This is a genomic window from Lachnospira hominis (ex Hitch et al. 2025) (assembly GCF_040096395.1).
Classification (GTDB): Bacteria; Bacillota; Clostridia; order Lachnospirales; family Lachnospiraceae; genus Lachnospira; species Lachnospira hominis.
In genome coordinates this window covers 29,511-42,104 of the sequence record NZ_JBBMES010000003.1, presented here as the reverse complement: position 1 = coordinate 42,104, position 12,594 = coordinate 29,511, and the positions used below count along the sequence as shown (strand labels likewise).

Below are 12,594 nucleotides of genomic sequence, written 5' to 3'. Positions count from 1 at the left end.
TACACAATGAATTATCCAAAATTAAAAGCATTAAAATACAAACTTATAATTCCACTGCTCGTCTTTCTTTTCGGCACAGGAGTTCTGTGTGTAGTTATATATAAAATAAGCTATACAAACCAGGAACGGGTAAGGGATAAGGCAGCCCTGAATGCCGTAAGTTACGCTGACCGCATGATTGCTGACCTTAATAATGGAATAACAATCACCAAGTCACTTGAACAGATTATTATAAGTGAAAATGGACAGATTGAACACTTTGAAAAAGTTGCCGAAAATATGATGACCGATTCTATTCAGAGCATACAGCTTGCACCAGGTGGTGTTGTAACAGATATTTACCCTGAAAAAGGTAATGATACCGGCAAAATTGACTTAATCAATGACCCTTCCCGTAGTGAAATAGTACGCTATGGAAGAGATAATAATATAACCGTTATGCAGGGACCCTTCCAGCTTAAACAGGGTGGTGTCGGCATTACCATAAGAAATCCTGTCTATCTTGAAAATGAATCCGGTGATGAATATTTCTGGGGATTTACTATATCAATTATCCGTGTGCCGGAAATCTTTTCAAATTCTGTAAATGCACTTGAAGATTTCGGATACTATTACCGCCTCTCAAAAACTTTATCACCTCTTACCGGTGAATTTACGGAAATTTACAGCAATTGTGAAGAATTTATAAGCCCTGTTACATATCAGTTTGAATTAGGTGGCTGTTCATGGAAACTTGAAGTTACACCTAAAGACGGCTGGCATGCAGACAGTCAAACAACAACAGTATTTATTGGGGGATTTATTATCCTTTTTCTCCTTACAGGTCTCACATATGCACTTATGGTGCTTCAGGCCAATGGAATCATACTGCAGAACCTTTCATCTACTGACAATCTCACGGGACTTCTTAACCGCAATGGATTTCAGGAACATTTAACAAAATATATGAAAAAACATAGTAATGAACATTGTGTCTGTATTGCACTTGATATAGATGATTTTAAATTCATTAATGACCTTTTTGGACATTCAACCGGAGATAAAGCGTTATGCATTCTCGCCGACACAATAAGAAGTTCTTTTCCTAAAAATTCAATTCTGTGTCGTAGTGGTGGTGATGAATTCTGTATCATCCTGAAAAACTGCACATGTAAAGATGCAAAAGCACAAATAGAGGCTTTCACGGATATGCCTCGTTCTTTTATAGCTAGCAACCAGACACAAAGCTTTAATATTTCCGTTGGATACGCACAATACAACCCTGACGACGGCTCTGTAGAACAGCTGCTTATTGATGCTGATACTGCCTTATATGACGTAAAAATTAAAGGCAAACATGAATGTCTGGAATTTAATCCGAATATGAACAAAAAAATACGCACACCACTTGGATTTGCGTTAAGCGATATTTCAGAAAATCTTCCGAGTGCTTTTATAATATACAAAGCTGACAAAAAAGATGATTCTATTCTTTTTGCTAATAAAGAAATGTTAAATCTCACAGGCTGCAGCAATTTTGATGAATTAATTGACTATACAGGCCGCAGCTTCCGAAATATCATCAAAGAAGATGAACGCGAAGCAGTCGAAGAAAATATATGGAAGCAGATTAACGCACTTGAGAATGACAACAATGATTATCTGTCATTTTCCCTTAAACGAAAAGATGGCACTGTCATTCCTGTTCTTGACCATGGAAGACTTATAAACAGCCGTTATTATGGTAATATTTTTTATGTATTTATAATCGACCACGATTTAGTCAGAAAATGTCTTAACTAAGGAGATCAATATATGGGGGACTTAAACAAACCAAACATAAATATTGGCATGCTTGCACATGTCGATGCCGGAAAAACAACTCTTTCCGAGGCTCTTCTCTACAAAACAGGTACTATCCGCAAACTTGGACGCGTTGATACACGTGATGCCTTTTTGGATACCAATAAGCAGGAACGTGCCCGCGGAATTACAATATTTTCAAAGCAGGCTGTTGTGGAGCTTGAAAATGCTCGTATTACGCTTCTTGACACACCAGGACATGTTGATTTTTCTGCTGAAATGGAAAGAACACTCCAGGTTCTCGACTATGCAATCCTCGTAATCAGCGGTGCCGATGGAATACAGAGCCACACCGAAACCCTCTGGAGGCTTCTTGCAAGATATAAAATTCCTGTATTTATTTTTGTAAATAAAACAGACCAGTCCGGTGTCAATAAGCAAAGAATACTTGAACAGCTTAAAAATCAGCTTTCTGATGCAATAATTGACTTCAGTATTCAAGATGCAATTGACATGGAGGAACTTTCTTTATGCAATGAAGAACTTCTCAACCATTTTCTTGAAAATAATACGCTTGACACTGCTCTACTAAAAACATGCATTGAAAAAAGACAGGTTTTTCCTTGCTTTTTTGGTTCAGCATTAAAACTTACAGGAATTGATGAATTTATTGATGGATTAAATACATATATGAACTGTCCGTCATATCCAGATAAATTTGGGGCAAAAGTATACAAGATTGCCCGTGACCCACAAGGCACACGCCTTGCATACATGAAAATCACAGGTGGAACTCTCACCTCCCGCATGCAGATTACGCCGGATGAAAAAATCAATCAGATAAGAATATATTCCGGTGAAAAATATACAACAGTAAATGAAGTTCCTGCCGGAGGAATATGTGCCGTAACCGGGTTTGATTCCGCTTATGCCGGTCAGTCTGTCGGTTCTGACACTGAAAGCGAAATTCCTATGCTTGAACCTGTAATGACTTATCAGCTTGTTCTTCCCGAAGGAACAGACGCACTTTTAATACTTCCAAAATTAAAAATGCTTGAAGAAGAAGAACCACAGCTTCACATTGTATGGAATGAGCTTTTAAAACAGATTCATGTCCAGATTATGGGGGCCGTGCAGATTGAAATACTGCAAAATCTCATAAAAGACCGTTTTGGAATCGAAGTTGGATTCACATCAGGCAGCATTGTGTACAAAGAAACAATTAAAAACACTGTTGAAGGGGTCGGTCATTTTGAACCTTTAAGACACTATGCGGAAGTTCACCTCATAATCGAACCCGGCGAAAAAGGCAGTGGAATATTATATAAAGCAGACTGCTCTGAAGATGTGCTTGATAAAAACTGGCAGCGTCTCATAATGACGCATCTATATGAAAAAGCACCTGTAGGAGTTCTTACGGGATCTCCTCTCACAGATGTCACAATAACTCTTGTCAGCGGAAGAGCACATCCTAAGCATACTGAGGGCGGCGATTTCAGGCAGGCTACATATCGTGCGGTAAGGCAGGGTCTGATGCAGGCAGAATCAGTTCTTCTTGAACCATATTTTAACTTCACATTAAAAGTTCCTGCTGAAAATATCGGACGTGCAATGACTGATTTAGACAGAATGAATGCAAAGTTTGCATTGTCAGATGAGACAGACGTTTCTCTTTCAGTTATAACAGGCACTATTCCTGCTGCCTGTCTTTCTGATTACCAGACTGAAGTTGCATCGTATACCAAAGGGCTTGGCAGACTTTCATATAGAATGGATGGCTATTACCCATGCCATAACGCAGAAGAAGTAATTGAAAATTTCGGTTATGATGCTGAACGGGATACATTAAATCCGTCTTCATCAGTATTCTGTTCTCACGGCTCAGGCACAGTCATTGAATGGAATGAAGTATTTTCACATATGCACTTAGATAGTGTTCTTGAATTAAGAAAACGCGGACTCAACGCAGGTGCTGCCAATTCATCAGCCGTACTTAACAGCCGTGCATCAAGCCGTACTGTATCGGACGAACCTTTAGGAACCGATGAAATTGATGCTATTTTAAAGCAGACCTACTACTCTAACAGCCGCGGTGACAATGATAAATTGCACAGGACGGGTGCTAAAAAAACCGATTCTACGGTAAAATATGTCTATAAAGGCACTGAAACACCACAAAATCAAGGTGAATCATACCTTCTTGTGGACGGATATAATATTATATTTGCATGGGATGAATTAAAAGAACTTGCAGCCATTAATCTTGACAGTGCAAGAGGACGTCTCCTTGATATCCTCTGTAACTATCAGGCAATGACAAAATGTAACCTGATTGCTGTATTTGATGCATACCGTGTTCAGGGACATGACACAGAAATGACTGATTACCATAACATCCATGTTGTATTTACAAAAGAAGCTGAAACCGCAGACCATTACATAGAAAGTTTTGCACACAGACATGGCAAAAAAGACTATGTACGCGTGGCAACATCTGACGGATTAGAGCAGATTATCATAATCGGTCAGGGCTGCCACCTCGTTTCTGCCCGCGAGTTCCAGCAGGAAGTCCGGGATATGGAAAATCACATCCGTGAAGAATATCTCAACAGAACTTATTAATGTTACTATCTAATATCAGCTGTTCCATTGTCTGCCGAGCTTTCGGCGGACAATTATCCAGCATATAACATGTGCTGAGAACGTAATAATCCAACTCCATGTATATGTAAGGTACAATGATGTAACAGTGTGGAACTGCTCCATTCTGAAAAATGTAAATATCCACAAAAGTCTCAATCCACATGCACCTATAAGTGACACAATCATTGGCATTACAGAATATCCAAGTCCTCTGAGCGAACCAACCATTACATCCATCATGCCGCAGAGTGCATATGTTCTTGCAATAACATTCATTCTCTTCATACCGGCATCAATAACGTCAGGGTTTTCTGTATAAATTGAAAGCAGCTGCTTTCCAAAAAACAGTGCACCATTTCCCAGAACAAGACCTACAACAATTACACAAGCCTCTGCTGTATACAATATACGGTTTACTCTTTCATACTTTCCGGCTCCTACATTTTGTCCTGTAAATGAAATAGCTGCCTGATACAGCGAATTCATCGCTACATAGACAAAACCTTCTATATTGGCTGCCGCCGAATTACCGGCAACCGTAATTTCTCCAAATGAATTAACCGAAGACTGTATAACAACATTGGAAAGTGAAAAAATAACACCCTGAAGACTTGCCGGAAGTCCAATCTGTACAATTTTTATAAACTTCTCTTTATTAATACCGAGATTTCTCAAATCAAGTCTGATGCTTCCGCTTTCATGTACCATGCATTTTAATATTAAAAATGCAGATATACACTGCGAAATTACAGTTGCAATCGCAACACCCATTACGCTTAATTTAAAACCTATTACAAATATAAGATTTAAAACAACATTTACTATACCCGCAGCGAAAAGATAGTAAAGCGGTCTCTTCGTATCACCTACGGCTCTAAGTATAGCACTGCCGAAATTGTATATCATCGTAGCTGTCATACCAAGGAAATATATTCTTAAATATACCGTTGCAAGTCCGAGTACAGCCTCGGGTGTCTGCATCCATATGAGAATCTGTTTTGCACATAAGACACCGATTACTGTAAGAATAATGCCACTGTATATGCTTAACATCATTGCAGTATGTACTGTCTCCGACAAATCTTTATCATTTTTTGCTCCGAAATACCTTGCCACTAAAACATTAGCACCAATGGAAAGTCCCATAAAAAAATTGGTCAGAAGGTTAATAAGTGCCGTATTAGAACCTACTGCCGCAAGTGCATTATCGCCCGCAAATCTTCCTACAACTATTATATCAGCCGCATTAAATAATAACTGAAGCATGCTTGATGCCATAAGAGGCAGCGAAAATATCAGCATTTTTTTTAAAATAGAACCCGTGCACATATCCATCTGATAAGACTTTGCACCTGATTTATTTAACATTGTATTTCATTCCTTTCACATATAACCCATTAAACTTAATTATCTTTTTTTATCTTTCCCGCCTCAACATTTTTTTCAAAAATATTTTTATATGCATAATCCCATATTTCTTTTGAGCCCGCCGCCGTATTTTTATTTCTTTCAAGAATCTGGCTTAAATGCACACCTTTTTCAACCCAGCTTTTTCCTTCCGTGAGGTCATTTAACATTGCCGGCTGGAAGTTATCCATTGTGTGTGCAAATTTTGCTTCAGGTGTCTCACCTTTCTCAAACTCCTCCCAGAGATTCCTGAAGTTATCACGCTGGTCATCAGGCAGTATTCCGAAAATCCTGTCTGCCGCTTTTACTTCTCTCTCTCTCTGCGTCTTTTTGCCCTCTTCATCATATGCATATGTGTCACCTGCATCTATTTCAACAATATCATGAATCAGAAGCATTGTAACCGTTTTCAGCACATCTATTTTTTCATTGGCATACTCACTTAAAAGGACGGTCATGACAGCCATATGCCATGCATGCTCGGCATCGTTTTCTTTTGTCTGTGCATCTGACTTATATGTCTGTCTTCCGATAAATTTTTCCTTGTCAATTTCACGGCAGAATTCAAGCTGTTTTTTTAATCTTTCATTTTCCATAATGATTTTCTCCTACTATCTCATATCTGTATTGACAAACTATTACCTGTGTCCCGATAAACTAAGCGGAAGCTCCAGCCCATTTGATTCCAGAAGTTCTCTGTCATTAAGTATCTCAACTGTGCTGCCCTCTCTTATAATTTTTCCGTTATTCATAAGCACAACCCTGCTGCATGTATCCATAATCATGTCAAGGTCATGCGATGCTATTACACGAAGCTGTGAAAATGAATTAATGAGTCCTATAAGATTTTTTCTGTTTCTCGGGTCAAGTGCAATCGTCGGCTCGTCAAGTAATATAATTTCCGGCGTCATTGAAAGAATTGTTGCAATTGCCGCAAGTTTTTTCTGTCCACCGGACAGCCTGAACGTATGCCTGTCACGCAGTTCTTCTATCCCCATCATTTTTAATGCATCTGTCACTCTCTGTTTTGTCTCTTCTTCGGAAAGCCCATAATTAACAGGGGCAAATGCAACATCTTCATATACTGTTGACATAAAAAGCTGACTGTCAGAATCCTGAAAAACATAACCTTCAATACGTCTTATATCTGAAAGATTTTTTTTATTAATCTCAAGTCCGCCAATATTCACATCTCCTGTATAGCCACCAAGCAGACCGACAAGTATTTTTAAAAATGTGGATTTTCCTGCTCCGTTCGCACCTATGATACCGACGCATTCACCGAAATCAGCCGTAAAATTCACGTTTTGCAGTGCCATACCCGAATATCCGCCATCATTTTCATAAGAAAATGATAAATTCTTTACCTCTATTCCATAATTCTGATTATTAATTTTCATATATAACACCATTTGGTCTTTCATTTAGTAACAAACTGTTTATTCACATGATATATTACGTCTGATATACTATCACATAAAAGTACGAATTACCAGCAAAACTACAAACCATGCCATCATATATACATAGTCATTTACACTCATTTTTTTATATCCTGTGTAGTTTATTTCTCCGTCAAATCCTCTCAGAATCATACTGTCATAAACTGTTTTTGCCTTGTCTATGCTCCTTATGAGAAGATTTCCCGCAAATGAACCCCATGCCTTTATATGTATTCCCTTATGTCCCGGTGCACGAAGCATATATGCCTGTGTCATCCTGGAAGCTTCAGACATAAGAAGCGACATGTATCTGTATATCAGAAGGATTACCGTCACAATCATTTTCGGAAAATGAAGATGCCTTAAAGCGGCACATATCTTTTCTATCGGCGTTGTTGATGCAAGAAGATATGCTGCCGATATCGTAAGAACACCCTTTAACATAAGTGTAATCATAGAAATCACTCCATATGTGACGCAGACACTCCCTATATAAAACATTGGTCTTTTATCAAAAACCGGATTAAATATACCAACAAGACATACAAGCGGAAGTATTATCCTCAATCTGTATAAAAATTCTTTTATTGATATTTCTCCAATCACAAACAGGACCACCGGGTATATACACATACCCAGCAGCCCCGGAAGATTGTATTGATTTATTGAAATTACCAGAATAATACAGGCAAGTGTCACAAAAAGCTTTGATGTCGGATGTATATCATTAAGCCATCCCTTCTTTTGTGCCGTAACTTCAAGCCGTCTCATCCGGTCTGATGTACGTTTTAAATCATTCACTTATCTTTACCTTTTTGTTTTTAAAAAATCTGAATATAAAACATCCTGCCGTACACACAGCAACAACCATCAATGCCCCTGCAATACCTGAAACGCTTGTACCGGCTGCACTATCTGAATCTTTGAATGAATAATCAGGAAGAACTGCTGTAGTATTCTGAACCTGTGATGCTTTATCATATATTTCACCATCAGCTTCAAGTTCTGTATCTCCTGTAAGTTTTTCAATTGACCACTCAAGACCATCCGGATACTGTGATGCAGCAAGAGACAATCCACCGGCTATAACTACAGCCGCTGCTGCAAGTATGGCAACCGTCTTTTTAAGGCTGAATCTGTTCTTTAACTTTTCGCTGCTGCCGCCAATTCCCCATAAAAGTTCAGGTCTTGCCTCATATACAAATACAAGGACACATGCCGTTATAATTCCCTCTACGAGCCCGATTGCAAGATGTATCGGCTGCATTACTGAAACAAATGCTCCAAATGAAAGTTTTGTTATTCCTGATGCAAGTGTTTCAAGCGTCACAGAAAACGCACCGAGCTGCAATGTTATAACACAGCCCAGTATTGAAGCAATCGTAATCTTTTTCTTTGAAACACCATTTTTCATTATAAATTTCCATATCAGAATCGAACCTATAAAACATCCGTAAAATGCCATGTTCCAGATATTACACCCAAGTGCCAGCAGTCCTCCGTCAGCAAACATAAGACACTGCACAAATAAAACGCCTATCATTGTAAGAAATCCAGCATATGGACCTAATAATGCCGATAAAAGCATACCACCGCACAAATGTCCTGAAGAGCCTGTTCCAGGTATTGTAAAATTAATCATCTGTGCTGCAAATACGAATGCTCCCATGACTCCCATAACAGGAATCTTTGATGCATCATCCTCTTTTTTCACCTTATAAATTGAGTATCCTGCCGCTGCCGCCGAAACCGCATACATAGTTCCTGCAACTGCCGGAGATACAAGTGCATCTGCCATATGCATAATAAATATTCTCCTTTGTTTTTATTTTTGTTTTTATTTTAATTTCCGGTTTTCCATGTCTCAGACGGTGAGCAGTTCCACTTGATAGTCACACCATCTGTAACAGCCTCTATTGTACCCTGCTCATCTGTCCTGAACACCTGAATTCCTCTTTGTCTGAATTCATTTAAAGTTCTGGCATGCGGATGTCCGTAACTGTTGCCCTCTCCACAGCTTATGACTGCAAATGCCGGACTTGCAGCATTGAGCAGTTCTTCTGATGAAGACGTTCTGCTGCCGTGATGTCCTGCCTTATAGACATCACAATCTATTGAAATACCGGCATTTACAATATCCTGCTCTTCCTCTTCTTCGGCATCACCTGTAAAAAGGAATCTTCTGTCTCCATACTGTAGTATTATACTAATTGAATTATTATTTGCATCTTCATACTTTTTTGAAGGTGCAAGTATAGTAAATTCAGCATCTCCAAGTTTATACTTTTTCCCAACTTCTGGCAATGTATTTATATAATTTTTTTCTTTCATTGCCGAAATTACATCTCTGTACGTATTAGTCTTTTTTTCACAATCGGGCATCATGACATTTTCGCAATCAAACTTGTAAATAATTACATCAAGACCTCCTATATGGTCGCTGTCGGGATGTGTGCCTATAACATAATCAAGCTTTGCTACTCCTTTGTTTTCAAGATAAGCCTGAACTTTCGTACCACAGCTGTTATCCCCGGCGTCAATAAGCATCGCATGTGCACCACATTGTATAAGTATAGAATCTCCCTGTCCTACATCAATAAAATGCACTGTCATCTGTCCGTCAGGCATTACTTTATTTTCATTCTGATACCTGTCATATATGGCACCTGCCGCACTTACAGTTATCATAATGACAAGAAGTATCACCAGCTCAATTATTCTGTGTTTTAATGATGCTTTTTTTCTGTAATTTTTCCTGTAATTCCTACTCATTATGTGATTTTTCCTGTTTCATTTTTTCTTTGATTTTTCTTTTATGAACATACATCCTGTCATCAGCCATGGAATATATCTGGCGGGCATCAACATTTCCATTATTATCTCCTGCCTCTGTGCTGTCTGCATATCCACACGCAACACTATACTTAAATCTGCTTTCTTTATGATTATACTCGTCAATTACATGTTGAAGTTTTTTTCTGAAAGTCTTGTAGTCAATTCTGCCATCATCTGAACGGATTATCACAATAAATTCGTCCCCACCCATTCTTCCAACTACTGCTTCTTTTTCAAAAGTCTCTTTTAAAATACGTGCAAAACCGGATATTAAATCATCGCCATAAGTATGTCCCATATTATCATTAATTTTTTTAAGATTATTAAGGTCAAAACTGAATATTCCAAAATTTTCATTGTTAGATGACAGTTCTTCCATTACTTTCTCACAATAACGGCGGTTGGATATCTTCGTCAGATCATCCATATATGCCATTCTGTAAAGAACTTCCTGTTCCTTTGCCTCTTTCATATTATGTATTACATCTATACTGAAATTCATAATCATTACAATAACAAATATAAGCACTCCTACTGCTGACATGCTGAAGTCATAAAAAATCTGTACTCCGGTATATGTTTTTACCATATAACGTACTACGTCGACAAATATAAATGCACTTACTATGCAAAAACCTATAAAAAGGACTTTTCCTGAAGATTTACCTGATTTTAATACTCTTATCATAAGAACCATCATATAAATTACTTCAAGTACAATAAAAACATGAATAACTTCAAGAAGTGACGGCAGATGATATAAATTGGTAAATTGCAATGTAAATGATACAACTATAAATACTGACAAACCTCCAACAAATATTTTATAAAGATTTATCATAAATGTATCTTTTAATTCATATACATTATCTTTAAAATACATTGCAACAGACAACGCCCCTAAAACAAGATTAATATACTCAAGCGTTGTTGTAACAGGCAATGGTATATTAAAAAGCTGCGTAAGTCTGTAATTGCATGCCGTCCATGTACCAACTGTCACAGACAGGTCTCCTATCCAGAAAAGTCTAGACATTCCTGTTCTTTTTATCATCATTATTCCGGCAAGTGCCATTATAAGTGCACCAAATAAAATCAATGAAACTGCAGATACATATGGAACACGGTTCTTTATCATCATCTGTTGGAAAACATCCGAATATTCCATAAGAACAGGTGCATCTATAGATGAAAATGTCGCGTCTTCAGTAGATGTAATAATAATTCTTATATTTTTTCCTGCATCTGTCTTCTTGACAGGAATATAATGCCAACCGCTTCCTACCAGCTTATTTTCTGCATATCTGTCTTCGCCGTATGTGTAAACAAGTTTTCCATTAACAGATACTTTTAATACTGATGATGTTGTAGGTATCTTTATAACAGGCGTGTCATACTTAAAGTTTTTAGGTATTGACGTATATAAAACAACTTTGTCACCTTTTCCCATTGTCTTTGGAAGCCTGAAGTTATTCAGATTGACATCATTATATGATTCACCATTATATATAACGCTCCATCCGTTATCAAGAATTATATTTTTATCATTGTTAATCCCTGCATTAACACCAGTAATCACATACAATGCAGCAAGACAGAAAATTGCAGCCGCAATAGCAATCACTGCAAATATTTTTCCACCAATTGTTTTTATAAAACTATTGTTCTTTTCCATTTCTTTTCACCATTTTTTTAATACAGCGTTTTACTGCTGCTGCTGACTTGGCAACCGGCATACGCACCGGTCTTAATAAAAGCCACACATACGAAATAAATCTATATATAATATTATTCACAGAAAATGTTCTGCCGTTTCTTTCAACAGCAATAAGCTTTCCGTGAATACATTCTTTTTCTAAAGGTCCCTCAATCACACTCTGGTTGTCTCCAACCATATAGAATCCATTTTTATCTATTCTGCATATTCTGTGTAATACAAGAATTCCTGTATTATCATGTCTTCTGTATAAAACAACATCACCTTTTTTGAGCTTATCAGGTTCAATATGGGTAATAACCGCATAATCCCTTCCGGGAACAAATAAGGGATACATACTGTATCCCTTAGGTTTGATTTTTATGTCATTTTCCTTTAATGTCCTGATTACAGCACTATGTTCATCAATCTGCTTATAATCCATATATTATATTCTTTCGTCTCTTAAATTAATCAACCTGTTCAGCAACTCCGTAAGGACATCCCTTATAATCTGCTCTGAAAGCACTTCCTGAAGTCTGTGCACCATCTGTCTTTGAGCAAATCTGACATATATCAGCTCCGGCATTAGCAAACTCTCTTCCGTAAGGACAGACACCTGTCTTTACATCTCCGCTTGCCATGTATACGCTCTCAGCAACGTCTTCTGTTGACTCTACAACCGGTTTTTCATACTTCAACATAATAAAACTCCTCCATTCATAAATCAAAGCATTACTATTTTCCCATATTATAATGCTTATAAATCGCGGCTGTCAACCCTAAAGT

Annotated in this window: 11 protein-coding genes; 2 read left to right on the top strand and 9 right to left on the bottom strand. The window is 37.7% G+C overall.

The annotated features are described in order from the left end of the window. Nucleotides 1-6 precede the first annotated feature (6 nt). Nucleotides 7-1,782, top strand: a complete 1,776-nt coding sequence (locus WMO38_RS03790; RefSeq protein WP_349161545.1) for a diguanylate cyclase domain-containing protein — start codon at nucleotides 7-9, stop codon at nucleotides 1,780-1,782. Nucleotides 1,783-1,794: 12 nt separating this feature from the next. Beyond that, nucleotides 1,795-4,404, top strand: a complete 2,610-nt coding sequence (locus tag WMO38_RS03785) for an NYN domain-containing protein (RefSeq protein WP_349161544.1) — start codon at nucleotides 1,795-1,797, stop codon at nucleotides 4,402-4,404. Nucleotides 4,405-4,419: 15 nt separating this feature from the next. Here the strand turns inward: WMO38_RS03785 and WMO38_RS03780 are convergent, their stop codons facing one another. The 9 genes from WMO38_RS03780 to WMO38_RS03740 form a co-directional block, all read right to left on the bottom strand. Then, entirely contained in the window at nucleotides 4,420-5,793 is a 1,374-nt protein-coding gene (locus WMO38_RS03780) for an MATE family efflux transporter (protein ID WP_349161543.1), read from the bottom strand. A gap of 35 nt (nucleotides 5,794-5,828) precedes the next feature. After that, a complete protein-coding gene (locus WMO38_RS03775; RefSeq protein WP_021865849.1) occupies nucleotides 5,829-6,428 on the bottom strand; it encodes an HD domain-containing protein in 600 nt (199 codons plus the stop codon). Between the two features lie 42 nt (nucleotides 6,429-6,470). Continuing rightward, nucleotides 6,471-7,232 (bottom strand): energy-coupling factor ABC transporter ATP-binding protein, encoded by a 762-nt coding sequence (locus WMO38_RS03770; RefSeq protein ID WP_186836575.1) that lies wholly within the window; start codon nucleotides 7,230-7,232, stop codon nucleotides 6,471-6,473. 72 nt (nucleotides 7,233-7,304) lie between these two features. Next, a complete protein-coding gene (gene cbiQ, locus WMO38_RS03765) occupies nucleotides 7,305-8,075 on the bottom strand; it encodes a cobalt ECF transporter T component CbiQ (protein ID WP_186836574.1) in 771 nt (256 codons plus the stop codon). Continuing rightward, complete coding sequence (locus WMO38_RS03760; RefSeq protein ID WP_349161541.1) at nucleotides 8,068-9,078, bottom strand: energy-coupling factor ABC transporter permease; 1,011 nt, start codon at nucleotides 9,076-9,078, stop codon at nucleotides 8,068-8,070. Before WMO38_RS03760 ends, cbiQ begins: the two co-directional genes overlap by 8 nt. A gap of 38 nt (nucleotides 9,079-9,116) precedes the next feature. Beyond that, on the bottom strand, nucleotides 9,117-10,046 hold the full coding sequence (locus WMO38_RS03755; protein ID WP_349161540.1) for a ComEC/Rec2 family competence protein: 930 nt from the start codon (nucleotides 10,044-10,046) through the stop codon (nucleotides 9,117-9,119). After that, complete coding sequence (locus WMO38_RS03750; RefSeq protein ID WP_349161538.1) at nucleotides 10,039-11,784, bottom strand: sensor domain-containing diguanylate cyclase; 1,746 nt, start codon at nucleotides 11,782-11,784, stop codon at nucleotides 10,039-10,041. The genes WMO38_RS03755 and WMO38_RS03750 overlap by 8 nt, the downstream gene beginning before the upstream one ends. Further along, a complete protein-coding gene (locus tag WMO38_RS03745; protein ID WP_349161537.1) occupies nucleotides 11,768-12,250 on the bottom strand; it encodes a S26 family signal peptidase in 483 nt (160 codons plus the stop codon). Before WMO38_RS03745 ends, WMO38_RS03750 begins: the two co-directional genes overlap by 17 nt. A gap of 25 nt (nucleotides 12,251-12,275) precedes the next feature. Beyond that, on the bottom strand, nucleotides 12,276-12,509 hold the full coding sequence (locus WMO38_RS03740; RefSeq protein WP_021865841.1) for a hypothetical protein: 234 nt from the start codon (nucleotides 12,507-12,509) through the stop codon (nucleotides 12,276-12,278). Nucleotides 12,510-12,594: the final 85 nt, after the last annotated feature.